Source organism: Actinoplanes siamensis, from assembly GCF_016862395.1.
Classification (GTDB): Bacteria; Actinomycetota; Actinomycetes; order Mycobacteriales; family Micromonosporaceae; genus Actinoplanes; species Actinoplanes siamensis.
In genome coordinates, this window is record NZ_BOMW01000083.1 from 1 (window position 1) to 24,725 (window position 24,725).

18 protein-coding genes and 1 tRNA gene are annotated in these 24,725 nt (G+C 68.3%); 2 read left to right on the plus strand and 17 right to left on the minus strand.

Going from position 1 to position 24,725, the window contains the following annotated elements; genetic code table 11:
* Positions 1-42 precede the first annotated feature (42 nt).
* The 12 genes from Asi03nite_RS34285 to Asi03nite_RS34340 all read right to left on the minus strand — a co-directional run bounded on the left by Asi03nite_RS34285 (position 43) and on the right by Asi03nite_RS34340 (position 12,472).
* Positions 43-115: transfer RNA gene (locus Asi03nite_RS34285), tRNA-Gly, on the minus strand.
* A 330-nt stretch (positions 116-445) separates the two neighbouring features.
* Complete coding sequence (locus Asi03nite_RS34290) at positions 446-637, minus strand: hypothetical protein (protein WP_239103133.1); 192 nt, start codon at positions 635-637, stop codon at positions 446-448.
* A 251-nt stretch (positions 638-888) separates the two neighbouring features.
* A complete protein-coding gene (locus Asi03nite_RS34295; protein WP_203684673.1) occupies positions 889-2,139 on the minus strand; it encodes a styrene monooxygenase/indole monooxygenase family protein in 1,251 nt (416 codons plus the stop codon).
* An 18-nt stretch (positions 2,140-2,157) separates the two neighbouring features.
* Complete coding sequence (locus Asi03nite_RS34300) at positions 2,158-2,724, minus strand: GTP-binding protein (protein WP_203684674.1); 567 nt, start codon at positions 2,722-2,724, stop codon at positions 2,158-2,160.
* A gap of 25 nt (positions 2,725-2,749) precedes the next feature.
* Complete coding sequence (locus Asi03nite_RS34305; RefSeq protein ID WP_203684675.1) at positions 2,750-3,100, minus strand: DUF742 domain-containing protein; 351 nt, start codon at positions 3,098-3,100, stop codon at positions 2,750-2,752.
* A gap of 13 nt (positions 3,101-3,113) precedes the next feature.
* Complete coding sequence (locus Asi03nite_RS34310; protein ID WP_203684676.1) at positions 3,114-3,575, minus strand: roadblock/LC7 domain-containing protein; 462 nt, start codon at positions 3,573-3,575, stop codon at positions 3,114-3,116.
* Entirely contained in the window at positions 3,568-4,704 is a 1,137-nt protein-coding gene (locus tag Asi03nite_RS34315) for a sensor histidine kinase (protein ID WP_203684677.1), read from the minus strand. Before Asi03nite_RS34315 ends, Asi03nite_RS34310 begins: the two co-directional genes overlap by 8 nt.
* 1,103 nt (positions 4,705-5,807) lie before the next feature.
* Positions 5,808-8,048 carry a HelD family protein gene (locus Asi03nite_RS34320; protein ID WP_203684678.1) on the minus strand — a complete coding sequence of 747 codons (2,241 nt, stop codon included), beginning with the start codon at positions 8,046-8,048 and terminating at the stop codon, positions 5,808-5,810.
* A 412-nt stretch (positions 8,049-8,460) separates the two neighbouring features.
* Entirely contained in the window at positions 8,461-9,495 is a 1,035-nt protein-coding gene (locus Asi03nite_RS34325) for a hypothetical protein (RefSeq protein WP_203684679.1), read from the minus strand.
* Between the two features lie 96 nt (positions 9,496-9,591).
* On the minus strand, positions 9,592-10,686 hold the full coding sequence (locus Asi03nite_RS34330) for a phospholipase D-like domain-containing protein (RefSeq protein WP_203684680.1): 1,095 nt from the start codon (positions 10,684-10,686) through the stop codon (positions 9,592-9,594).
* 269 nt (positions 10,687-10,955) lie between these two features.
* Positions 10,956-11,909, minus strand: a complete 954-nt coding sequence (locus tag Asi03nite_RS34335; RefSeq protein ID WP_203684681.1) for a hypothetical protein — start codon at positions 11,907-11,909, stop codon at positions 10,956-10,958.
* Positions 11,910-11,911: 2 nt separating this feature from the next.
* On the minus strand, positions 11,912-12,472 hold the full coding sequence (locus Asi03nite_RS34340) for a hypothetical protein (RefSeq protein WP_203684682.1): 561 nt from the start codon (positions 12,470-12,472) through the stop codon (positions 11,912-11,914).
* 236 nt (positions 12,473-12,708) lie between these two features.
* On the opposite strand from Asi03nite_RS34340, the gene Asi03nite_RS34345 reads away from it, so the two are divergent.
* Positions 12,709-14,259 (plus strand): hypothetical protein, encoded by a 1,551-nt coding sequence (locus tag Asi03nite_RS34345; RefSeq protein ID WP_203684683.1) that lies wholly within the window; start codon positions 12,709-12,711, stop codon positions 14,257-14,259.
* Positions 14,226-14,738, plus strand: coding sequence for a helix-turn-helix domain-containing protein (locus Asi03nite_RS34350; protein WP_203684684.1), 513 nt, complete (start codon positions 14,226-14,228; stop codon positions 14,736-14,738). Before Asi03nite_RS34345 ends, Asi03nite_RS34350 begins: the two co-directional genes overlap by 34 nt.
* Here the strand turns inward: Asi03nite_RS34350 and Asi03nite_RS34355 are convergent.
* From Asi03nite_RS34355 to Asi03nite_RS34375, 5 genes are all read right to left on the minus strand, one after another.
* Positions 14,722-15,234 (minus strand): hypothetical protein, encoded by a 513-nt coding sequence (locus Asi03nite_RS34355; RefSeq protein WP_203684685.1) that lies wholly within the window; start codon positions 15,232-15,234, stop codon positions 14,722-14,724. The genes Asi03nite_RS34350 and Asi03nite_RS34355 overlap by 17 nt on opposite strands.
* Positions 15,234-15,596 (minus strand): hypothetical protein, encoded by a 363-nt coding sequence (locus Asi03nite_RS34360; RefSeq protein WP_203684686.1) that lies wholly within the window; start codon positions 15,594-15,596, stop codon positions 15,234-15,236. The genes Asi03nite_RS34355 and Asi03nite_RS34360 overlap by 1 nt, the downstream gene beginning before the upstream one ends.
* Positions 15,593-18,007 (minus strand): AAA family ATPase, encoded by a 2,415-nt coding sequence (locus tag Asi03nite_RS34365; RefSeq protein WP_203684687.1) that lies wholly within the window; start codon positions 18,005-18,007, stop codon positions 15,593-15,595. The genes Asi03nite_RS34360 and Asi03nite_RS34365 overlap by 4 nt, the downstream gene beginning before the upstream one ends.
* Positions 18,008-18,118: 111 nt before the next feature.
* Positions 18,119-18,745 (minus strand): hypothetical protein, encoded by a 627-nt coding sequence (locus tag Asi03nite_RS34370; RefSeq protein ID WP_203684688.1) that lies wholly within the window; start codon positions 18,743-18,745, stop codon positions 18,119-18,121.
* A 374-nt stretch (positions 18,746-19,119) separates the two neighbouring features.
* A complete protein-coding gene (locus Asi03nite_RS34375) occupies positions 19,120-24,474 on the minus strand; it encodes a PDDEXK-like endonuclease domain-containing protein (RefSeq protein ID WP_203684689.1) in 5,355 nt (1,784 codons plus the stop codon).
* Between the last annotated feature and the right edge of the window lie 251 nt (positions 24,475-24,725).

Genomic DNA, 24,725 nt, shown 5'->3' on the forward strand with positions numbered 1-24,725 from the left:
CCGAGCCAGCCGGTGCCACGTGGAACCGCAACAGCCACTCCGAGCGGACGACGGGATTCGAACCCGCGACCCTCACCTTGGCAAGGTGATGCGCTACCAGCTGCGCTACGTCCGCGTTGCCGCCCGGTCTCCCCGGCGACGAATGAAACCTTAGCCGAGCCCCCGACCCGATGCCACAGCGGGTCCCCCATCCCGCCATGCGGGCGGGGTGCGCTGCCGGGTCCACGCGCCCGCCCGCAGCGGTCCGACCCCCTTCGGCCGCGCCGGCCGTCCCCCGGGCGGCGGCGGATGCCGCCCGGGCTCCGCGGATTCGGATCACCACTGCCTGCCGAGGCGACCGCGTTCGGCCGCCCCCGGGCGGCGGCGGGTGCCGCCCACGCGCCGCGGACCCGGATCACCCGGCGTGCCTTCGCCAGCGTCCGGCCTCGTCAGCGGCGGGCCGGCTTCAGTGCGACTCGTCCAGCAGGCGGCGCACCTGGGCCATCAGCTCCGCCTGGAACGCCGCCACGCTGCCGTCCACCACGCCGATCCGGTAGTCGGATCCGGTCTCCGGATCCTCGGCCAGCCGTGCGTCCCGCCGGCCGGCCGCTCCGTCGGCGTGACCGGCGGTGTACGCCTGAAATGCGTCTTCCATCATCGGGGCCTCCTCGAACACGCGCGCCAATCTCGCATGACTACGGATCGAGGCGCCCCATCCGTTCGACCGGTCCGGATCATTGAACGGCTGACCACGTGCGGCCCGCTACGACGCATTCCGCCGATCATGGACGGGACCGGGCGAAACGCGCCGGCCAGCCCCGCTCCAGTACAGCGAGAGGCCCGGACCGGTGATCACCAGCACCGCGCCGGCCAGCACGAACCAGAAGCCGCCCCCACCGGGCCCTGATCTCAGGCGCCGCTCACCTCGCCGACGTAGGCGGCGGCCTTCTCCGGGTCGACGAACCAGTTCAGGAGGTCGTTCGGGTCGACGAAGCCGTAGGCGAAGCGGCGGGCGATCCGCTCGTTCGCCGTGGCGGCGCCGAGCACCTGCTGCACGTGCGGGGGAAGCGGCTGCAGCATGCCGTTGGTCCAGCCGGTCACCGCCATGCCGTGTGCGCTCCAGAACGTCTCGAACGTCTCCGTCATCCACTGCTCGTCGAACGGCTGGTCGCCGCGGGCCAGGATGGCCTGCAGGTAGTGGTGGGCCGCCTTGGCCGCGGTGTTGCTGCCCTGGCCGGTGATCGGGTCGTTGGCGATCACCACGTCGGCGAGCCCGAGCACCCGGCCACCGCCCGGGAGCTGGGCGACCGGGCGGCGCACCGTCGGGGTGTAGCGGCCGTGCAGGGTGGCCTTCGCATCCGTGAGCTGGACGTCGCCGGCCCGGGCTGCGACCCAGGGCAGGTGCTCGCGGATCAGGTCGAGGGTGATCTCGAGGTGCTGCTGCGGGGCCATCCGGCCGGTGTGGCCGGCCCAGCGGTCCAGCGGGCCGCCCGGGATGGCCTCCCAGAACAGGATGTCGCACGGGCCGGAGTGGGTCAGGCCCGGGATGACGAAGAGTTCCCCCAGTCCGGGCAGGGCGTGGAAGCCGACGTGCGGCTCCGGCCACTCCGGGTCCGGCCGCAGACCGTGCACGTACGCGACGGCCAGGCCACGCTGCGGTTCGGTGTACGGCGAGCGCTCCGGGTCACGGTCGAACATCGCCACCAGGTCGCCCTTGCCGGCCGCCACCACTGTCAGGTCGTAGCGGCCGAGCTGGGTGATCGCGTCCAGGTCCTGGGTGGTGGCGGCGTTGTAGACGACCTCGACGCCGCGCTCCTCGGCGTCCTCCAGCCAGCGGGCCATCTTGATCCGCTGGTCGGTGGACTGGGCCGGGCGGTCCAGCGGCGCGTTGAAGGCCAGCGCCAGCTGTCCCTTCTCGACGGAGAGCTGGGCCCGCAGACCCTGGATCGGCGGGGTCACGTTCTCCCAGTGGTTCAGGCCGTACGCCCGCTCGGTCTGCAGCGAGAGGTCGAACATCGCCTGGGTGGAGGTGGGCCAGCCGGACCGGATCTCCTCGGGGGTGCGCGCCGACATCAGGGTGACCTCGTAGCCCTCGGCGCGCAGGCTGAGGGCGAGCTGGAGCCCGGCCTGACCGGCCCCCACGATCAGAATCTTGCGCAAGTGGTGCCTCCTGTACAACTAGCCGACGCCGGTGCCGGCGAGGGCGGTGGCGCGCTCGGTCGCATGGTTCACCACGGCCAGCAGTGCGTGCGCGACGTTGCGCGGATCGCGGATGTCCGCGGCGATCAACGGGACGTGCGGGGGCAGGGTCAGCGCCTCCCGTACCTCGGAGAGCTCGTGGGTCTGCACGCCGTGGAACAGGTTCACGCACACGATCCAGGGCACGTCCGCGTCGTTCTCGAAGTAGTTGACCGCGGCGAACGAGTTCTCCAGGTGGTTGGTGTCGACCAGGACCAGGGCGCCGACCGCGCCTCGGACCAGGTCGTCCCACATCGGCCAGAACCGGGGCTGGCCCGGCGTGCCGAACAGATAGAGCACAAGGGAATCGTCGATGGTCACCCGACCGAAGTCCATCGCGACGGTGGTGGTGACCTTGTCGATGCCCGGGTCGAGCCGGTCGATCTGGGCGGCGGCGGCGGTCATCCAGGACTCGGTGCGAATCGCCGGAATTTCCGAGATGGCCTCGACCGATGTCGTCTTGCCCACGCCGAAGCCCCCGGCGATCACGATCTTCGCCGAGGACATCTCCCGATCTTTGGGTGCGTCGATGTCAGGTGAGCCGGAGGAGCCCTGCACGAAGTCTCTCCAGGAGTACTAGATCTTGCGAGGGGCGGGCGTCATGCACGACCAGTTGACCGATTTTGAGCAGGTCGCCGATGAGCAGGCGGGTCAGGCCGAGCGGCAGCCCGCAGGACGCCGACAGCTCGGCCACCGAGCACATCCGGCGAGCCTGCTCGTAGAGCGACCGGGAGGCCGGGGTCAGGCTGGCGGCGAGCACCGGGTCGTACCGATTGCCGGTGGAGACCAGGGTGTGGATCAGCAAGGGACTGCGGCTGCTGGTCCGGCCCCGCGCGGTCATGTACGGGCGCACCTTCCAGTGCAGCCCCGGCCTTCGGGCCATCGCGCGCCTCCGATCAGCGAGCCGGTGCGGGCAGGGTGCGCTGGTGCAGCGCGTGACGGGTCTCCGGGGTCAGCGCGTGGCCCACGGCCTGGCTGAACGTGGTCATGGCGTACCCCAGGTGGCCGATCTGGGTCTGCGGCTGCGCCGCCACCAGCAGGGCCGCGACGAACTCGCCGGCCGGGTCGTCGATCCGCAGAAAGGCCAGATGGCCGTGCGGGTAGCGGATGCTCAGGTTCTCCGGGGCGCCCAGCTGCAGCAGGCCGCCGAGCTGCCCGGTGATGCCGAGGAAGCCGGCGGCGAGCGCGGCGACGCTCTCCGCGTGCTCCCGGCTCAGGTGGCCGGAGGAAGCCAGTTGCAGGCCGTCTGCGGAGACCAGGACGACCGCGGTGATCGTCGGCACGTCCCGGACGAGCTGGCCGATCAGCCAGGAGACGTCCGGTTGGGCATCGTCTTGCGGGTACCGGTGCTCAGTCATTGCGGTCCTTCGGTTCTTGCTGGGGGCGGTTGCGCTCTTGCCGGGGGGCCGCGGCGGTCGCTGTGCTGCTGGCGGCCGCGGCGCTCCGGCCGGGGACTTTCGCTCGCGCCGCGTCGACTCCGGCGTTGAAGTCGGCGGCGTCGTCGTGCCAGGCCGTCTGGTGGACCTGGGTGGTGACCGGAGCCGGCGGCGGGTCGCTGCCGCGGACGCTGGCCGGGACCCGGCGGGGCATCGGTTTCTGCACCGCCGGGAGCACCATGGTCACGTCGTTCTGGGGGTTGCGCGCCGCCGGCGGCGCGGGAGCGGTGACGACCGGCTCCGGCTCCGGGCGGGGCGCCTCGCAGAGCAGGTCCGCGCCGATCAGCAGCATCGCCACCGTGCCCCGCGGCTGGCGCGGCACCAGCCGCACCCGCAGCGACGGATGCCGGTGGGTGAGCACGGCGGCCACCGAGAGGCCCAGGTGCGCGGGCTGCAGCTCGCCGGCGGCCGGGCCGTGCTCCAGCAGGCTCTCGATCCACGGCTGGTGCGCCGGGTTCAGGCCGATCCCGTTGTCCTCGACCCGGATCACCACGTCGCCGTCGCCGGTCAGGTGCGCGGCGACGGTGACCGGCTCGGTGGGCGGCGAGTACCGGTCGGCGTTGTCGATCAACTCGGTCAGGATCCGGATCACGTCGTCCGCCGCCACCGCGGACACCGCCAGGTCGGCGATCGGGCCGAAGTGCAGGCGCTCGTAGTGCTCGACCGCGCCGCCCGCCGCGTGCGTGACGTCCTGCAGCGAGGTGATCTGCTGATCCGGGTCGTCGAGCGGCTCGCCGGTCAGCACCCGCAGGTTCTCCGCGAGGCGGCGCACCCGGGTCACCGAGTGATCGATCCGGAACAGGATCTTGCGTCGTTCGGCGTCCTGCTCGCGGAATTCGGCCTCCCCGATGTGGTGAACGGCCTCCCACGTGAGGGTGAGCAGCCGGAGCGCGAACTCACCGGCGACCGGGCGCCACGGATCGGCCCCCTCGACCGGCGGTGGTTGCGGCGGCGACTCCGCCGCCGGCTCGTCATCCGGTACGACGCCAGGTTCGCCCTGCTCGGGCCGCCGCCGGCGCAACCAGCTCATCCAGCGGCCTGCTTCGGGCATCGATTGCTCCCCAATCAGCCTTCGGTATCACCGGAACGGTGAAAGATCACCGCCTACGGAGTCTGTACCGTACCCGCCCGAATGTCGGAATGGCTATCGGTGGTACCTCACAGGGCTGACGGGGTGCTGGTAGTTCTCGGACAGTGCGCTGAAATGGGCAAGCGACGCGATCCATTGTGGACATAGTGCTTCCCGGGCGACGATCAAGCTCGATACCGTGACCTCGCCGCTCGTGGCGGTCCGGCGGATCGAGGCCGGCCCGGGCCGGAACTGGTGCGACCGTGGCAGATGTCGAGCATGCGCACCCTGGTGGCCGCCGCTCCGCCGCAAGGGCATCCTTGCCGCTCGCCACGCCCGGGGCCGGGCGCCGGCGGCACAACGCCGAGCCGCTCGCCGCGCGGGGCGCCGGCCTGGCCGTCGGGGCGAAGGACATCACCGCGGCCGACCTGACCCGCCTGCTCACCGACGAACCTCTGCGCGCCGCGGCGCGGGAGATCGCCGCCAGGCCGGACCGGGCAGCGCGTTCGCACGAACTACGACGGTGCGGGCCGGTATCGCACAAGCTGAACGGCTGGGCGAGGCCGTGTCACGACTCGTCGAGGAACCGCTGCTCTCAACGCGGCGTTCGAGCAGGCCGAGGCGCGGATGGCCGGGCAGCTGAGCCACGACGGGGAAGAAGACGACCAGGCTGGCCCCGGCACGCACGGACTGCTGTGCGGATCTGACTCCCGGCAGCATACTTTCGCCAAGGATGAGGGACGATTCACCTCTGCCGCGAGGCCGGACCCTGACTCGCGTGTTCTGACCTGCGGATATTTGGTGGGCGATACTGGGATCGAACCAGTGACCTCTTCCGTGTCAAGGAAGCGGACACTTGCTGACCAGGGAGTTTGACAGATCACGAGGGAACTGGTAGGGCGCTTGATAGTGGCTGCTCATCGCGCTAAGTTGCGCCTCGCGCGGGAAGTGCTGAGGGAATCTTGAGGGAATCCCTCGTCGCCAGCGCTGAGGGAACCCCCCACTCCCTCGATGCCGAGGGCGTCAGCCAGGGTTCGGCTGAGTTCCGACAACCCACCCACGGGCGTGATTCGGGTCGCCCTTCCTCAGCTCGATGAAGTGTCCGACTTTGTCTTGCCCAATCTCGCGGCGACCTCATCAAGGACAGGTTGCCAAAGGTGTGGGGCGATGAGGCTGAGCCTCCCCATGAGGTCGTCGACCATGAGGCCGACCACCTGGCGCTGCAGGGCGTCGGCCGCAGTGACCGGTTCCACGGACACCGCGGTGGGTGGTGTCTCTGCGATCTCAGCCTGCTCACCGCCTTCCACTCGACGCGGCGAGTTCTCCGGAGTGACGCCGGCTGGTTGCGGAGCAAAGGCAATGACGTCGAGACGCTGCGTGGCTCGGGTCAGGGCCACGTACAGCAGCCTGTCACCGCGGTTACCGTCGTCGTTCTTGAGGATGCCGGTGGGGTCGACGACTACCGTGACGTCGAACTCCAGGCCCTTGGCGTTCTCCGGGCTGACCACCGTGGTGTCGGCGTCGAGTTCGGCGCGGTCGGCGTCACCCCAGTCGATGCGGGCATCGGTCAAAGCGGCCTCGACGGCTTGCCGCCGAGACGTGGGGCAGATGACACCCACGCCCAGATCGTCGTCCAGGTGGTGAACCACCCGTTTCGCCAGTTGCTCGGCGAAGGCTTGCTCGTCCAGTTCACACCAGAACGGCTCCTCATCGGCCTCCCGAACCGGTTGAGGCGGTTCGACACCGGGTGCGACGTCTGGCGCGAGACTCGCCGCGAGTTCGTGGATCTGCCGGGGCACTCGGTAGCCGTAACGAAGTTCGTGCCAACCAACGGGCAGGCGATCCGGCAGGTGGCAGAGCAGATCGTCCCAGTCGTCACGTGACCACAGGCCCGTCGACTGCGCGATGTCACCCACCACCGTCATCGACCCGTGAGACCGTCGCGCGAGGGCCCGCAGCTGCATCGGTGACAGATCCTGCACCTCGTCGACCACGATGTGGCGGTATCGCTGCGGGGAGCCGTTGATCAGTTCCTCCGCTTCGTCGAGGAGGAACATGTCGGCCAAGGTCCAGCGTTCCTGGGCTGAGGGTCGCGGTTCACGCCACATCTGGCGCAGGTCCTCGGCGGTGAAGTTACCGGCGCTGACACCCTGCAACTCGTCCGCGCGGCTCAGCACTCGCTGCACCAACGCCGCAGCCGTCATCTCGGGCATGATCTGCCCGGTCAGAGTCATCGGATCCTGTTCGTCGGCCCAGGCGCCGTTCCTGGACCCCGCGGTACGGAACCAGCCGCACAACCGGAGCCGCGCCTGCTGGTAGGTTCCGGCCTGCAACGCGTCGTCGACCGCCGCGACGAGCCCTGCGCCGTCGAACGAGTATGTCCGACCGTTCACCCGGGCCTCCCACGTCTTCACCGCGGAAGGCCGTTCGACTCCCTGCATCAATGCCCAGGCCAGGAGCCCAGCCATCCGCACGTCGCCTTTGAGCGCGGCGACGTTCTCGCTCTCTCTCCCGCGTACCTGCGGCCTCGGACGGATGTCTGGGCGGAAGTCACCGATAGCCAGATGGGTGACGTCATCCCCAAGATCGGGGAGTAGATCCTCGATGTAGCGGACGAACGTGCTATTCGGCCCAACGACCAGCACATCCTCAGCGTCGAGTTCGGCATGGTTGTACAGCAGCCAGGACACCCTGTGCAGCGCGATCGCGGTCTTGCCTGTGCCTGGACCACCTTGAATCACCGTCAACTGGTCCAGCGGGGCCTCGATCACCTCATACTGGGCCGCCTGGATAGTCGCGATGATGCTCCGCAGTTCACCTGCGCGCGAGGCCTGCAACTCGGTCAGCAACGCGTCGTCCAGTTGCGGAAGCCAAGCGCCGTCAGCGTCGACCGAGGTCTCTGGGACATCATCGAACACCGCGTCTACGAATCCCTCGACCCGGTTTCCGGTACACCGGAAGACCCGTTTGCGGCGCACACCGAGTGGATCAGCCGGCCTGGCCTTGTAGTAAGCCGCGGCTGTCCGGGATTTCCAACTGGTGACGAGAAGCCTGGAAGCCTCGTCACGGATGAGCTCGTGACCGACATAGAGGCGCTCGCCGAGATCGGTGTCGATCCAGCCGATCGCGACCTGATCCAGCGGGCCCGCCATCGACGCAAGACGAGCTTCGACATAGCGGGCCGCGCGCTGTGCCGCCCCCTTGTTCGCAGTGGCGCCCGGGATATCGGCGATCGCTCGGCGCCTGCGCTCGCGTTCGCCCGCGGCGCGATCGAAGTACTCCTGCTCAGTCGCGATCTCGGCCGCCATCGTGCTGTCGGCAGTCATGACTCACGCTCCGGGTGGATCACATCGCATCCGCAAAGGTGGTGATCGTATCCTGCCTGGATAATCGATCGATCCCGCGTTCAGAGCACGTGGATCGGTCTGCAGACACCATGCTGATAAGGAATCCGCGCCCCGGCGAACTCGTCTCCAGGTGTCACGCCATCCGCGACGACGGCAGAAGATCACATGTCGTTCCCTCGATCGGAGACCGTTCCCTCGTAAGTGCTCGATTCCGACCAAATCGGCACCCATTCCGCCGTGATCTCGGCGGAGAGAACGACACAAATCAGTCCTCCGAACCCGACGGGGTGATAAACCGGGTTCAAGGGCTGGAGGCACGGCTGGCCGGACGGAGATCGAGTCGTCCTCTACCTTGCCGCTCCGGTGGCTGTTCTTTCCGGCCGAGTGAATCTCAGCGGCTTCCGAACTTGGTCCACGCTTCAGCCGGATCGGTCACGGCGGCGCTCTCCGACGCAGCGGGCAACGGACTGCTTCCGGCGTAGCCGACGATGCCCGTGAACAGGTTGTGCCATACCGAGGCACGCCAGCCGGTGGGGGTCGGCCAGGCAAGCAGCAGTCGTCTTCCGTTCCACCAACCGTGAACCTCGCTGTTGAAGTGGGCGATAACGTGGGTGTCCGGAAACTCTCGAAGCCGATCGAGCACGAGGAGCACGGCTCGCTTCGGGTTCTTTCTTACCTGAACGACCACCGTACCGTCGGTGGTGAGGTCCGCCGAGTCACTGATGTCGTCGAGTTGATCGAGGGCATCATCGATTGCGCGGCGAGCCAACAGCCACTCAAGGTCGGCTCGGATGTTCACCGCCGTGAACCTGGGGCCGAGCGTGTGGCCGCTGAGCTGGTAGGCGTACCTCTCGATGGTTTCGAGGTTCACATCGAGTGCCCAGTCCCGCCAATCACGGAAGGCAGCCAGGAAACCCTTGAAGCCGGCAGCCAGGTCCGGATCATCCGACTGGGACAGCGTCCCGTGCCGAATGGCGAGCAGACCGATGACAGCCAGGGCGCCGTGCTCAACGGCGAGGGACTCGTCCTCTGCGGCTGCCCACAGGTTGTCCAGGCCGTCACAAACCAGCCAGACCCAGTCTTGAGGGTATGGCCAGAGGCCACCCCCAACCGCGATCAAGAGGCTCCGATACGACGCCAACTGTGCCGCGAGCGGCCATTCGGCTGATTCCTCGACGAGGCGTCGGAACCACGCCCGCGCTCTCATCCGCTGGTTCTCGGTCTGGGCTTGAAACGCGGCTGCCGCGCTCAGGGGAGGAGTCACGCTCTTCGAAGCCGACTGTTCCGGGTCTTTGCGATCGGGCTCGCCTTCATCACCTTTGAGTTCATCGCCGTCGGGACCTCCAACTGAGGCTTCGTTGCGATCGCGTCCCAGGGCCAGGTTCAACAGCCCGGACCCGACCGCGCGGCGGATGTCCTCCTCCACCCGCGCTCGGCGCCGCCGACGACTGAGCGATGTCTTCTGCTCGTCAGGGCGGGGAGGGACGATCTCGGCGAGTCTGTGCAGCGCGTCGCGCAGCGCTTACATCTGTTCCTCGCTACCCAGCAGTTCGGGTAGTGATTGCTGCTCCAGCGGCGATGGGTGCCGAACCCGTGCCAACGCGCTGTGTACGTCGGTGACGAGCGCGGCACCAAGAGCAGCGCCGCTGTCGTCTCGGACCGTGACGGACCGGGACAGGGTGCCGGGACTGTGGTCAAGACGGTAGGTGTGGATGGCGTCGTCGTTCGCGGCGTGGATTGCGGTGTGCGTCTCGCCAGCGACGTCGATGAGCAAGTGATCAGGTGCCGTACCGGCGGTCACCAGGATGGTGATCTCGATCCGGTCGGGGTCGGTGAGGATCTGGGCGGTCAGAACCCGGATGGCGGGGGTCGGATCGGTTTTCCGGTCCGGGTCCCGGAGCACCAGATCGTCGAGATCCTTCTCCTCGGCGTCGACCAGGTCGACGACCGACTCGGCGATCTCCTGCAGGAGCGCCAGCTCACAGTTGCCACGGTCGTCATCCATCGACCGCAGCAACGCGGCGCGGGTGCAGTTCGCGCTGCCGGTGACCAGGACACCGGCAGGTCCGGACCACCATTCGAGCGCCTTGCCGTGGTGGTAACGCGATGTCCTCGGCTGGGCGATCTGAACAGTGCCGACACGGTCCAGCGCCCGCTCGAAGCGGCCGGAGTCGAGTTGGGCGTCACGGGTGAGAAGGACGTCGAGACTGTCGGGCCGTAGCCGGGTGATCAGGGTTGTCAGGGCATCGGCAGGTGGGTCGAAGAACGGTGATGCCACGCCCAGCCGGTCGACGGGATGATCCGGCAGCGGTAGCTGGTCCATGATCGGCACCTGGTCATTGGTGATCAGCCATGGTTCGTCGGGTTCCGGCCGACTGGGGCGGGTGGTCAGCAGATCCGCGACGCGGTGCAGCCGTTGTGCGCCGAGCGGCTCCATCCACAACCGGTCGGGGAGCCGGCGGAGCCATGCGGCGAGATCTTCCACCAGCGTCGGGATGGTGGGACCGTCAATGCGTAGATGCGTCCACAGCTCGGCGTTGTGATGCCAGCCCGCTGAGGTGGCGTTGCCTGAGCCGATCGAGATCAGAGCATCGTCGGCGGATGCCGCGACCAGCAACTTGGGATGGAACGCGCCGCCCGACCGGCACTGCACTGGTACGGGCACGTAGTCGGTGAGTGGTCCGCCACCAGCGGCGAATCCCGGCTCGACGTGACCCGCGTCGTAGACGATCGTGACGCGCGCGCCGCGGGCCCGAGCCTGCCGTACACACACGTCCTCGAAGAACGGAAGGTCGCTGGTGTAGGTCAGTACCAGGATCTCCTCGGGGTCCGCAATCGGCAGCTTCTGCAGGATCCGCGGCGGCGGCGCCCCGATCAGGTCATCAGTCATGAACCTGGGCTCCACTCGGTTCCGTACGGACCCTGCTTCCATGTCATGCCGTCGTCCGAGACATCGAGTACGCCGAGCTGGAGCAGGACGCTGGCGAAGGTGTCCAGCCGCAGGGACGCCGGTGCGTCTCCCTCGCGGCCTTCCAGCCGGAGCCGATCACCGACGACACGCAGCCGGGTCGGCATTCGCAGCCCTGTGCGGGTCCACTGCATTTTGTCCCGGCTGACCTTCTCTGCCCGGTTGAACATCGCAATCGCCAGCGATCGAGCGGCATCTGGCAGGGGAATATCGGCATGGTCGTCGATCCAACCGCGAAACCACACCGGCCCCATTCCGGTCTGGTCGTACCGCAGGAACGCTTCCCGGCTCAAGCCGTCGACTTCGTCGGCACGGCGCGCGCCGACAGCGAGCAACCGCAACAGTTGCAGCACAGACCAGCCGCCGGTCTGGCCGACTTCGTCGTTCAGGTCGTGTTCTACCGGCTGCAAACCACCATTGCCGTCCACGGTCGGAGGAAGATCATCCCGCAACGCCTGCCGCACCCGGACGCTGGGAAGACCCGCCACGAAGACCGCGACCGCATCCTCGCGGGTACCCGTCTCGTTCAACGGCGCGACGAGGTTCGCCCACAGCAGCCGCCAGGCCCAGACCGACCAGTTGCGTAGCAAGGCCCCACGCCAGCGCATGGCATGATCCAGGTTCGATCCGCCCAGAATCTGCGGCAGGTCGGAAGTGAAGCAGCACAACCGGTCCATCATGAGGTCGATGTTGTCGTCGACCGGCTGACCGTGAACGGCTCTGGTAAGAACAGCCGCGCTTGCTCGATGGGCAGCGGCCAGATCCGGGTCGGGTACATCGGTGCCTAAGTAGGCCCGCCTCAAGCTGGCGCCATCCGTCTTCGCGCTGACCTGGCACAGGCAGACCCCGACGGCGCCGTCCAGGTCCGCCATACTCAGCACGTCACCGCCCAGCGCGAGTTCAATGGCTTGGTCCAGCGCCCCCAGGGCTTCAGCTCGGCGGCAGGGCCCGGTGCCGGGAGAACCTCCGGAGTGATCAATCCCAACGCGGTTTCGATACCGCCGTAAGTCCCGTAGAAACCGTTGGCAACGACGCTGTAAGCGCGGGACAGTTCGTCAAGATCGATCGATTCGGAGCCGTCCAATGCCTGGGCGATCGTGTTCACGCCGTGCGGTCTCCGCTTGCCAGTGCGCCGTTGATGGACTTCCCTGTCCACGGCGTCGTGGCGTAAGGAAACCGCAGCCAGGATGACCTCACAACGTCGCAGGAGTTGCCGAAAGGCGGGTAGATCGTCGCTCGACCACCCACGCCGGCTCGCCTCGACGGCCATGCGCGCGTGCAGGGACAGATAGCGAGCGTGCGGTGTAGTCGTGATCACCGCTGGCACGAGCTCGGACGCGTGGGCGGCCGTCACCGCCTCCACCGCCAATGGCTGTCGGCCGGTGTCCTCCGGGCTGTCTGCTTTTGCCGACCAAGCGGCCCCAGCCACCAACATGCCGACCATCCTTCCCTACGGCATCGAGGCCGTAACAGCGCGGAGTCCCGACATCGGCGCGTTCCGTCATCCTCATCACCCGATCGGTGGCCCCAGCGTCCAGGCCTCGGCTGCCGGATCGGAGTCGCGACGGACGCCGGCCGGATCGCGACATAGCCGCAAGGGCTCTTTGACAGTGTCCGGGGTCACCGGACGGTCCGCCGGGTGCCTGATTTTCGCCCCACCTGGCTGCTGCGATGAACGCGGCACCGGTTCGACGCTCCGGCGTCTCCGAGACCCTTGATCACGGAGCCCTGTGGTGGAGAGCATGGCGTGGCCTCACGCCGCGGCGCTCGATCCGCATGGATCGGCGACGTGACCATTCGTACGAATCAGCCGAAACATCCGAGGTTGGAACGGACGACGAGGGCCTCCCGTACGCCATCTACCTCGCCGACTGGGCCGGCCGCTACCGCCTGCTGTGCTTCGACCTCGACACCGGTCGCGGCGACGTCGAAGACTCGTGCCGACGACTTCGGGCGCTGCTCGGCGCCGTCGGCGTGGCCTACGTCGTGGCCGCGAGCGGCCCCAGCGGCGGACGGCACATCTGGTCAGCGTGGCCCGCCGGGCTTCCCGCCGAACGTGTCCATCACCTGTCCACGACGCTCTCTGGAGTGATCACCGCGCTCGACCCCGGATGCCTGCAGAACTCCAAGACGGGATGCGTGAGGCCCATCGGAGCACCACACCGGCGGGGCGGAAGATCTGAGCTCCTGCCGGAGTGGTCGGACTCCGCAGCTATCGCGCTGCTGCGCCGCGGCAATCCCTCGGAACGCCTCGACGCGCTGGTGGACGCCCTGGTGGCCGGCAAACCTGCGATTCATCGCCCGGTCCGCGACGAGCGGCATGACAGGGCGGACGAACGTCGGCGACGCCTTGTCATAGAGGAGAACGGACAGCCGAAGTTCGCAGGAGCACGCCGGGAGCTGAGCCCAGAGACTCACCAGTTGCTGTACGACCCCATTCCGGCTGGGACGGACGCCCACCCGATCGCCTGGCGATGTCTCCTTCGCCTCGTCTTCGCACGTTACAGCGTTGAGGATGCCGCACGCCTACTCCGCGATCCCGCTGTCCACGGCTTGGAACATCTCCGATCATCGCGAAGCGCCGACGACAGGCCATCCCGCTCGCGGGAGACGGTGAATGCGATGCTGACCCGTCAGTGGGCCAAGGCCGTCGACGCAGCCGTCCGAATGTTCCGCACCGTTCCCGGCGCCCCGGGCGAGGACCTCGTCGAGCTGGTCGCTGGTGTACAGATGATGGCCGACGCTGTGGCGCCGAGCCGCTGGGCCGGCCAAGCCGGTCCGGCTGATCGCTTGGTCCTCGATGCCGTGTGCCTCCTTGTATTGGAACTCGGCCGACCGCAGGTGGGCGCGAGTGTCCGGCGGGTCGCCGAACTGGCGGGTCTCGGAGCGGCGACCGTCTCCCGCAGCCTGAGCCGTCTCTCACAGCCCGACAACTTCGGGCATACCTGGCTGGTCTGCGTCGCAGCGGCGTCGGGACGCGATGCGGCGATCTGGCGGCTGGCCGCAACGTCGGACGACAACTCCGCTTCGATCACGACCCATGGTTCGCACGCGGGTGGAACACAAGGGAACCCGCCCCCAGGGTTCTTCCGGGCGCACTCCACACGGTCCTGGAACACGACCGATCTGATGTCTGGAGCTCACGAGGAGCAGGGCTCGGCCACCACGCAGCGCGAACCCATGCGGCCATGCATCGAGGAAGCCACAGCATCGAGGACCTGAGCCGCCAGACCGGCTACACAGCCAAGACCGTCCGCGCCCATCTGAGCCGGCTCCAGGAAGTCGGCCTTGTCCAGGTCAACGGCAACACCGTCCAGACCACGAATCGCTCGTTGAAAGACGCCGCTGAGGACCTCGCCCTCGACGGTATCGGCCTGGCACGTCAGTTCCGTCATCAGCTCGAACGGGAGGCCTACGCATGGTGGACCGACGAACTACGGTGGAGGAAGGAAGGTGGCAAAACGCGCTTCCCGGGGCGGCGTCGTACGTCCGGAACCGCGTCCACCGAAACGAGAGCGTACGAATCGCGCCGCCAACGCTACGGACGCTTTCCGATGGCTGCCCCCGGGCGCAGCGATTTCGCCGCCGCGCTTCGCGTCGTCCGTGATCATTCCCGGGGTCAGGAATCCGAGCAGGATTCCCCTGAGAACGGCACAAGCCCGGAGTCGATCCGGCAGCCCACCATCATCGGGTGGCCGTAGCGGCCGGTGGTTTCGGTTCCTGCCGGTCACGGAGAAAGTTCGTGACATCGACGGTGGCGCTCGTGAGGGCGCACAGTGTCGCCGTCAGCGCGAGCCAGAACGCCGCCGTGCTCTTCCCGTCCTCGGCGATCTTCACCGTGACCACCTCGACGCCGTCGCCTCCGGTCGGCAGCCTGCCGGCACGCGCACCGGGTGTGTTCGGATCCGCCTGCCGGTGCCAGCCGAACCGGGCGAAGAACTTCGCCCACACGTGCTCCGACTGGCTGCAGCCGAAGATCACGCCGTTGACCTTGCGGCTGCACCGCCCGCCTTTCTGGGTGGTCACTCCGCACGTGGTCGGAGCCTTCACGGCCAGTACCCAGGCAGGGAGGGCGATGGCGATCGAAGCTGACCAGGCGAGACTCATGAAGTCGAGCGTCACCAGGTAGTAGATCACCCCTACCAGGGCCAACGCCTCGACGCCGAGCAGGACGAAGGCGTAGTCGCGTTTCTGCATTACCGGACCTCCTGTGTGTCGAGAAGCGTGATGACGTCGACCAGTTCGGCACGGAGCCGCGCCAGTTCGGTGGCGGTGATGCCGAGTTCGTAGGTGTGGTGGTGACCGGCCCGGGACAGGGCCCACCACAGGTAGCTGGCCCGCCGCCCGATCTCGTCGCCGGCGTAGTGGCCGAGGAGGAGCAGTTTGTGCCGCTGGGCATGGGCCTGCCCGATCTCAGGACACGCCCGCTGCCAGTAGCGATCCATGGCGGCTTCGAGTTCGTACCGCAGCAGCCAGGCGCAGGCCCGCGGCCAGCATCCCCGTGCGCCCCGGATGACGGTGGTCAGCAGCCGGTCGGCAGTCTCCAGGCAGTCGCTCATGACAGCCTCGCCACCAGCGCCTCGCTGGCAACGACCATGTCGATGCTGTCCATGTCGCAGTGCCCATGCACCGCCCTCGCCACGGCTTTCACCGTGTCGACGGCCCGCGGCACTCGGCTACGGTTCAGTTGGGTGTAGAGATCCCCGCGGCGACGGGGATCACCGAACAGCCCGAGGGTCAACATGTCCTGGACGCTGTGAGCCGTACCCAAGGCCGCGTCGATCTCCCGCAAGGGCGTGCCCGCCGCATACTGCGCTGATCGATAGCGGTCCATCGCCGTTGCTTCGAGCGCGGACCGGCAGAACCCGGCGACCATCAGCCGCCTCGCCTGTTCCGGGATCTCCTTATCGCGAGCGACCGCCCGGGCGTCCTCCAGGTAGCGCTTGGCAGGCCACAGGTTCTTGCGCACTTCGACGACCGAGCCTTCCCGCCGGGTCACCTCGCGGACGTCGGCGTCGATGCCGAGTCGCCGGATCGCTTCGGGCAGGCGGTCGTCGTGGGTGAACACCACGACCTGCCGGGTACGCGCTACCTCCCGCAACACCTCGGCGAACCCGTCGACCTTGCTCGGGTCCATGCTCTGCACCGGGTCGTCGATCACCGCAAACCGGTACGGGCTCGCATCGGCGCAGGCCCGCGGCAGGAACAGCGCCAGACCGAACGCGTGCAGCTCGCCCTGGCTCATCACGGCGAGCGCCGGGGTGTCCGTGCCGTCGACGGCCACCGAGATGTCGACCCGTCGCCGGGTGTTGGTGCCCCCGAGCTTGATCTCGCCCATCGCGACGTTACTTTCCTGCCGCAGCAGATCCCAGATGCGCTGGGACTGCTGGGCAGCCGCCTGGAAACGGTCGTCCCGCATCCGGTCGGCGACCGCAGTCAGGGCATTGCGGGCCTTGGTCAGCAGCGTCAGCTCGTCGGCTTCGGCCCGGACGACCTGGGCGTCCTCCACCCACCGGCGGATCGCGGCACCGGGTTCCTGCCACGCGTCATGCCGACCGGCCAGCCACTCGGCCGCAGCCGCACTCAGCCGCTGGTGGGCTACTGAGACGGCCTCCCAGGAAACCTGGTCGGCCCCCAGTGCCTCCAGAGCCTGGTCGGTTGCGGAGCACTGATCAGGCAGTACGGAGGCAAGAGCCGCCACGACCGGGTCCAACATCCGGCGTACGTCGTTGATCTCGCCCTGCGCCTGCCGCAGCAGCTCACCCGATCGATCGGTCGCGGCACGCACCGTCGCGGTGGCGGAGCGCAGCCGGCTGACCTCCTGCTCGGCGCCTTCCCGCCACGCGCTGTCGAGGACACCGACCTGACACACCGGGCATGACCGATCGCCCTGATCCCGGTGCATCTCCAGGGCACCCCAGAGCAGGTCCGCCACCCGATGCCCGACGGCCGTCTCGGTCCGGGCGAGCTGCTGCACCGACTCCTGCGCCTTGGCCAGCTCGCGCAGGGTGTGTCCGACCTCCGGCAGTTCCAGCTCGGCGAGCCGCCGCGCGGCTGACGCCGCATGGGCGTCGACTCCACCGGTTTCTCCGGCAGCCAGGTCGGCGAGCGCCGCCAGGTTCGCCCGCGCAGCCTGTTTCCCCAGCAGCCGTACGGCTTCAGCAGCTCGCGGGTCGTCCATACCTTCGAGCCGGGTACGCAGATCGTTGAACGCACCCCGCAGCGCGACCACCCGATCGTCACGCTCCTTGCGCAACGTCTGGAGCCGCGCGCTGGCGGTGGAGAGCGGCGCCAGCCCGAGGATCGGCGCGATCGAGTCGTACAGCTCAGTGGGTTTGGCGCCGATCACCCGCTCCAGGTCCCGGGCGGAGAGGTACGGACGGAACCGATCTGACGGGCCCAGCCACTCGGGCCGGTCCTCCGGCGGCACGGTGGCGCCGTTGCGGGTCACGCTCATCGTCGAGGCGGCCAGGTCTGTCTCGCCGACGCCCCAGGCGCGACGGATGACGACCGGCTGCCCGCTCGACGCGGACCGCAGCTTCACCGTGATCGAGCGCTCGCCTGTGTAGTGCACGTTTCGCCATCCCTCACGGAAGACGGCCGGGCGCTGCGACCAACGCGGCGAGTCCTCGGTGAGGCCGTACTCGATCGATTCGGCGAGGCTGGACTTTGCGGAGCCGTTACGGCCGGCGATGACAGTCAGACCCGGTTCGGGCTTGAGCCGGAGTGCGGTGTGCGGGCCGATTCCCCGGAAACCGGTGGCTTCCACCGACTCCAGAAAGACCTCCGGCGCGTCGTCGGACTCGGCCGAGCCGACGGGCACATCGGGCAGCGCCTCGCCGCGCATGACGGCCGCAAGAGTTTCCTCGCCCCGGAAGGCTGCGAGGACCAGATCGGTCTCCGGGCCGGTTGCGCCGTGAGCGCTCAGCCGGTCGGCGAGTTCGTGGTAGAGCGTGATTGCCTCGTCCATGAGGACCCCCTGTTTACTGCCGGTTTGATGCTCTGTTCGCGGCAGAGCGGTGTTGCGGTCAGTGGTGCGGGCGGAGCTGTGGAACGCGGTGGATCTGGCGGAACGAGCTGGTCAGGACGGCGAGATGGTCCACTTGCCGTCGGCGGTCACCTCGACCAGCGCGGGTGCCTGCAGCGGCCGGGTGCCGGAGTAGCCACCGATCTCGTTGACGAGCAGGCCGCCCTCACCGGTTTCGAGTGAGTAGGCCTGGATCACGAAGTTCGACGACCCCTTGGAGTGGGTGATCTTCGCCTTGGTGGCGTTGCCGCCGAGCACGACGACGTCATCGCCCTTGCCGGACGCTTTACCGGAGGCGGCTTTGGTGGCGAGCTGGTCGACGGACCCGATCGTCAGCGTCCAGCGGCCGGCCGCCTCGATCTCGAACTGGGTGGTCTGTGCCCCGTCCTCGAGGTTGATCCACCGCTTGCCCCTGTAGGCGCCGATCTCGTTGACCAGCAGCGACTCCGGGCCGTCGCTCTTGAGCACGGTGTTGCTGGAGCACCGGCAGTCGAAGACGACCACCGACAGATCGGTGAGCGGCGGGATGGCCACCACGTCGTCACCACGCCCCTTGATCACCCGCGGCTTGGCGACCGCGGGCTCGGTGGTGGCCGGCGTGGTCGCAACCGGCTCCGTCGTGACTGCGGTCGTCGGCTCCTCGGGCGTCCCCGTGGCCTTGACCGGCTCGGTACTCGGCACCGAGACGGCCCCCAGCTTCGAAGGCTCTTCCTCACCGTTCATCGCGGCGATGCCCACTCCGCAGCACAGCAGGACCATGACGGAAGCCGCGGCTCCGGCGATCACAAAGATGCGCTTGCCTCGCTTCGGCTGGGGCACGGGCTGCGGAAACGGATAAGGATTCTGCGGAAGAGTCATCGAAGTCCCCCTGTCGATCGAACAACATCGCTTGCCGTTCGGTAGGAACAGGAGAGCACAGGATTTGACAGTCTATCGACGAGATTCGCGATAACCCGGGTTATCAGCTTGCTAATGAATGCCGAAACCTAAGTCGCTGATGGCATCAGGTACGCGGACTTGAGGCCCTCGTTCCCGATGCCATCAGATCGATGGTTTCAGTTACGCGGGTCGGCTGCGAGCTTTCGGGCGACGCTTTCGACCCTGCTCAACCGAGTAGCCGCCACCTCGGTCAGCGACCTGCGCCCGTAGGTTTCCAGCGTTGCCCGGAAGACGGCCTCACGGTTGTCCCATCCGAGTCGCCCCGCATGGACAGCCATGACCATGGCGAGCTCTGCGGGTGGCACCTCGTCGAGGACCCGTGGGCCCAGGGTCCGCAGCAGCAGCCGAGGCTGACTCGGCAGCCGGTAGGTGCATGGCTGGATGCCGGGATCTCGCAGCGGGTTGTCCTGGATGAGCAGTCCGCGGCGGACCGCTGCGGTGATGACCTTGTTGATGGCGCTCGCCGACACCCTGGTGACGCGCTGGCCGCCGGCGGCTCTGACGTACGCACTCTGCAGCCGCTCACCGAGAATCGGTCCTTCACGTTCGACGATGGCGAGCAGCGCCTCCCGCATTCCCGACGGGGCCGGATCGTTCGGGCGTGGTGCCGCACCCTGATAGGTCCGGTACGGCTCGAGAACGAACGACCCGACCCAGGTGGAAGCCTCTGTGACCCCACTGCCGTCCGGCCGGGGAACACGCCACACCCCTGGCTGGACCTCCTGGTTACTCGGTGCGGATGCGCGGCGCTGCGTCTCCACGACCGGCAGCGGAGGCACCGGCGGCACGGAGTCCCGTTGTGGCTCGACCCGCGGTTCGGCATCCGCAACGGTTGTGCTCGTCGGCTCACTGTCTGGCACGGACTCGTTCGGAACGGCTGGTGTGGTGGGACGTGCCGGGAGCGGCGCAGGCGCGATCGGGGCTGTCGGTGCCGGCTCACTCGGCGGCACGACAGCCGCCGGACGACTCGCGACAGCCCGCTCACCTTGATCGGCGGGCCTGGACGGCGCGACCACCGGGGCAGCGGGCTCGGCAGGCTCAGACCAGTCGGACGGGCGGATACCGCGTCGCTCCAGGGCGGCCCACAGGTCGCGCAGCACGGAAGCCTCGTCCACCACGAAGGCCGATTGGGGGATCCGGAAGAACTCCCAACCGCAGCGTTCCAGTTCCCGCTGGCGTGCCATGTCCGCCTCGTAACGGTCCGGTCCGTGCCAGGCGTCGCCATCACATTCGACGGCGAGCCGGCCGTGCGGCCCGACCACCACCAGGTCGATCGAGTAGCCGATCGCCTCGTACTGCGGCACCACGGTGAATCCGCGGCCGACCAGCCGGTTGTAGACACGCTGCTCGAAGAGCGAGTCGAACGGGCTGACCCGCCGGTCCTCGGGCACGTCGGTGGGTAGTTCGACGCCCTCGTGGGCGGTGGGACGCGCGGAGACGCCGTAGCAATAGTCCAGAAGCTGGTGGCGCAGGTCCTCCGGGTTACCCAGGTCGCTGGGCCGGACCGAGTGGAAGATCCACATCTGGTCCTTGGCCCGGGAGGCGGCGACGTTGTACCGCTGCATGTACATGTCACTCGTGGCCGCGCCGATACGCGTCCCGGGCTCCACAGCCGTGACCATGCTCAGGAACATCACGTCACGCTCGGAGCCCTGGAAGTCGGCTGAGTCACCGCAGCGCAGGTCGCGGCGCTCCCATTCGGCCGGGTCCAGTTGTTCCAGCAGCAGACGCTGGATGTGTTTGGCCTGGTGCGGGCCTTGCAAGGAGATGACGCCGAAGGTCAGGCCGTCGTAGCGGGGATCCTGCGCGCACGCCACGATCTGCTCGACGATCGCCTCGGCCTCGGGTGGATTCACCTTGCCGGCCGTCCCTCGCACGTAGCCGGTCTCCACGAAGACCGGCTTGATCGGCTCGAGACGGTCGGCGCCGTACTGGCGAACCGGGATGAGTCGGATGTTCTCCGGCTCGTACGCGATCCGGTTGGAGAAGTTGATGATCTCCGGAACGCAGCGGCGGTGCTCGGTCAGCGCGATGAGGCCGGTGAAGCGCATCTTGGCCTCGTCGAAGAAGCTGCGCTTCGGGTCCTGCCACGACGCCCGGTACGGGTCGTCGTACAGATACTGGGAAGCGAGATCACGCAGGTGCTGCTGGTCCACGCCGACCGCGGCCGGGGAGACCTGCTTGTCGTCGCCGATCACGACGATCTTCGGAGCCAGGTACTGCAGGAAGGTCGCGGCCAGTCCGGCCTGGGACGCCTCGTCGACGACCACCACGTCGAACATGTTGGGCTGGACCTGCAGCTGCTCTGCGATCCGGTAGATCGGCATGATCCACACCGGCACCGACGACCGGCAGCGGTCCATGGCCTGACGGATCTCCGCCCGGCGCAGGTGGGCATATTTGCCGGTCCCTTTACCCAGGCCACGGACGAGTTGCCCGTACTGCTGCAGGTTGGCCCGGGCGGAGCCGCTGATCCGCGACGGAGACGCGGCGTGCCGCCAGGCCCGCTCAGCGGCCAACTCCTCGACGTGGCGACGGATCGTCTGCTCGACCTCACTGATCTCGGCTTGAAGCCGGTTGAGGTCGGCGACCTGCCGGTTCCCGAGCCACACGCCGGTGACCGCCCAGGCCCACGCCTGCTCCCAACGTGCGAGACGGTCATCCCACACGTCGTCCTCGGGAAGGGCGGTGATCGCCTCATGAACCCGGGCGGCCCCCTGCTGGAGCCGGGCTCCGAGCCGGTCACGGCACTGCCCCTGCCCACGCGCCTCGACCAACCGGGCGAGCCGGTGCACCGCGACGGCGTACCCATCGACATCACGATTGGCGACAGATTGCGCCAAAGTAAGCACCACCGGCGAGACGGCCGGGTCGTGGATCAGGCCGGTGACGGGTTCCACCGCGGCGTCGACGGCAGCCCGCATGACGAGCAGCTGGTCGTCGGTGGCGGCCGCATCGACCAGCGCGGCATAGGATCGAACGGCCGAGAGGTCGGCCCATTCCGGGCGGGGAAGGCGCCATGCGGCGAGGCGCTGGTCCTGCTGGGCGAGATCCGCCCCGAGAGCGAGAACGCGATTCAACTGGTGAAGTTCAGTGACGTGCCAGGTGAGCCGTTCGTCGAAGGTGTCCTCCGGCGGAATGACAACGCTGGCCGGCCAGGCCCGGTCGAGAGCCGCCAGCAACCGGCCGGCCTCCGTCCAGGCGAGGAAGGAGTCGATCGCGGCGACGGACGTGGGTGGGTTTCCGTCGACGCGTACGTGGGTGAAGAGGTCCCGGGCAGCCTTAACCGGTTTGGCGGCCAGCACACCGAGAACAGGCGTTCCGTCCGCCGCAATCTTGATCTTGCCGCCGGCGTTCAGATGTTCCCGCAGGTGTCGCGCCAAGGCCACCAATGGGGACAGGTCGGGACCGGTCGAGCTGACCGAGGCGAAACCGAGGACCTGCACGTGCGGCTGCGCCTGCTGGGTGAGTTGATGCAGTTGGGCGGCACGGTTCCACCAGACCTGGCCGCGGCCGGAGACGACATCGGCCAAGGCGTCGGCCATCCAGACCTCCCGGCGCCGCGCCAGGTCGTCGGCCGTGTCGGCGAGCCGATGCAGTTGCTGCCGCAGAACGGTGCGGTCGCCCGGTGGCATGGCCCGAACGGCGGCGAAGGCCGCGTGCCCCCGGCCACCCTGAAACGCCTCATGATCGACACGGGCCTGGCTCTCGGCCGCTACGGCTGCCGCGAAGTCGGCCGGCGGCAGCAACGTTGCCGGGTCGGCCAGAACTTCCTGCGCCGCTGGCTCGTCAGCCGACAGCCGATCATCGCGCAGCAGTCGCAGCCACTCGATCATCTCTGCGGCTGCCAGTGGTAGCTGGTGCGCGGGCTCGGCCGGGATCAACGGCCGCAACCATCCGAACGGCTTCTCGTCGGCATTGTGTGCCGTGGCGATCGCCGCGAGCGTCCCACGGTAAGGACCCTGCTCGTGCTTCGTCACCTCGGCTGACCGCACGTCGACGATCCGCCGGTGCAGCAGGCTGCGGCTGCGTCGCAAACGGTCGATGGCGTCCAGATGGTGCTGGATCTTCCGGGCGGACTCATCGCCGTCGAAGTCGATCGCCCGCTGCGAGATGGTGTTGACGGCGACCTTCAGGTCGGCCATGTCCTCGCGGGACGCGCCGACCACGGCCACTGACAACGGCCGGATAGCCTCCGGCAACTTCGCCCGCACCTCCTTGAGCGCCCGGTCCGTCTGCGCGGTGACCAGCACCCGCTTCCCCTGTGCGAGCAGATGGCTGAGCAGCGCCGCCGCGGTGTGGGTCTTACCGGTGCCCGGCGGACCCTGCACCAGGGTCTGGGCGTGCCGGTCGACCTGCTGCACGATCTGCAACTGCCGGTCGTTCACCGGCAGCGGCAGGTAGACCTCGTCGTCCACGGCCACCAGCGCACCCGGTGCCGGATCGGCCACCGTCGGCGGCCGGTGGTCCGGGTCGACCAGCGGCAGGACGCCTTCGGGCACGCTTTCGGCGTCGATCAGCTGCTCGCGAATCCGCTCCAGCACCTCGACCAGACCGTGATTGCGCCGGCGCAGCACCACGGCAGGTGCCAGCGTGACCTCCGCGGTGGGCGCCGCCGCCCGGCCAGGATTCTCCGTCTCGGTGTAGACCGCGTCCGGGTCGAGACTGTTCGCGACCCGTTGCAGCACCTCGCCGATCGCCGCCAGATCGAGCGGGTGATGCGCGTAGGTGCGTGCCAGTTCCCGGACCTCGCTAATGTGCCGCGACCTGGTCAGGCCAGAGTCCAGCATGTCGAGCTCGAGACGGAGCGGATCGACTGTCTCGGCGGCGGTCAGGTGCAGCGTGCCGCTGGCCGGATCCAGGTCGATACGCACCGGAACGGTGATCAGATGCCGCCGCACCACGGGATGATCGGCCGGCTTCCAGACCAGGCAGCCGACGGCGAGCACCAACTCCTTCTCTTCCGGGTTGCTGGCCGCTTCAGCCTGCATCGCGAAGAGGGCTCCGTAGGCGTCGCGCACCGGCTTCTCGACGCGTTCCCGGTCTGCCCACTGCGTCCAGCCGATCAACCACCGCTCATATGCCAGCGGGATCCGCGGATGATCGGCCAGAAGCAACACCTCCGGCTCGGCCTCCTCGCCTTCCGGCACTGGGCCGGGGATCTCCAGTGCGAGCTTCGGCACGACGTCCGGGTCGTCACACCCGGCTTCCAGCCATCGGGCCACCTCGGAACTCGGCGCCGGCGGACGCATCCGGTCGAGACGATCGATATGCCCGATCTCGGCACCCGGCTCCGGTGCCACATCCCAGTGCGCGAAGTGCACCGCCGGGTGCCGGGGCATGTCCCTGGTCCAGGCGATCTCATACCCGTCCACGGTTCTCGGGGCCGTCGTCACCGACTGCTGCGCCCGGGCGAGAAACTCGAACAGTCGGATCGCGCGGTCGAGGCGACTCGCTGGAGCGGTGGTCAAGGCGGAGTTCCCTTCAGGGCGATGATTCAGCTACGCGTTCAGGACGGGCGTATGGACCTACTCGGCGCCGGCGAATCCGGTCACGGCGGATGTGACGAGTCCGCACAGTCATCCGGCCCGAAAAGTCGCCGTCGTGACCCCCGCAGCGGAGGGCCGCCGACCCAGCATCGATAGCCGGCTGGCACGGATGTGCGGCCGGATTGCTGATCGGAAAAGGCACGGGCGAACATGAGAACGGACCAGAACACTAG

What these genes read in the sequence shown, in the direction of transcription:
- Asi03nite_RS34290 (WP_239103133.1), bottom strand. Translation starts at nt 637, where the DNA reads ATGATGGAAGACGCATTTCAGGCGTACACCGCCGGTCACGCCGACGGA.
- Asi03nite_RS34300 (WP_203684674.1), bottom strand. Translation starts at nt 2,724, where the DNA reads ATGTCCTCGGCGAAGATCGTGATCGCCGGGGGCTTCGGCGTGGGCAAG.
- Asi03nite_RS34305 (WP_203684675.1), bottom strand. Translation starts at nt 3,100, where the DNA reads ATGGCCCGAAGGCCGGGGCTGCACTGGAAGGTGCGCCCGTACATGACC.
- Asi03nite_RS34310 (WP_203684676.1), bottom strand. Translation starts at nt 3,575, where the DNA reads ATGACTGAGCACCGGTACCCGCAAGACGATGCCCAACCGGACGTCTCC.
- Asi03nite_RS34315 (WP_203684677.1), bottom strand. Translation starts at nt 4,704, where the DNA reads ATGCCCGAAGCAGGCCGCTGGATGAGCTGGTTGCGCCGGCGGCGGCCC.
- Asi03nite_RS34320 (WP_203684678.1), bottom strand. Translation starts at nt 8,048, where the DNA reads ATGACTGCCGACAGCACGATGGCGGCCGAGATCGCGACTGAGCAGGAG.
- Asi03nite_RS34335 (WP_203684681.1), bottom strand. Translation starts at nt 11,909, where the DNA reads ATGGCGGACCTGGACGGCGCCGTCGGGGTCTGCCTGTGCCAGGTCAGC.
- Asi03nite_RS34340 (WP_203684682.1), bottom strand. Translation starts at nt 12,472, where the DNA reads ATGTTGGTGGCTGGGGCCGCTTGGTCGGCAAAAGCAGACAGCCCGGAG.
- Asi03nite_RS34345 (WP_203684683.1), top strand. Translation starts at nt 12,709, where the DNA reads ATGAACGCGGCACCGGTTCGACGCTCCGGCGTCTCCGAGACCCTTGAT.
- Asi03nite_RS34350 (WP_203684684.1), top strand. Translation starts at nt 14,226, where the DNA reads ATGCATCGAGGAAGCCACAGCATCGAGGACCTGAGCCGCCAGACCGGC.
- Asi03nite_RS34355 (WP_203684685.1), bottom strand. Translation starts at nt 15,234, where the DNA reads ATGCAGAAACGCGACTACGCCTTCGTCCTGCTCGGCGTCGAGGCGTTG.
- Asi03nite_RS34360 (WP_203684686.1), bottom strand. Translation starts at nt 15,596, where the DNA reads ATGAGCGACTGCCTGGAGACTGCCGACCGGCTGCTGACCACCGTCATC.
- Asi03nite_RS34365 (WP_203684687.1), bottom strand. Translation starts at nt 18,007, where the DNA reads ATGGACGAGGCAATCACGCTCTACCACGAACTCGCCGACCGGCTGAGC.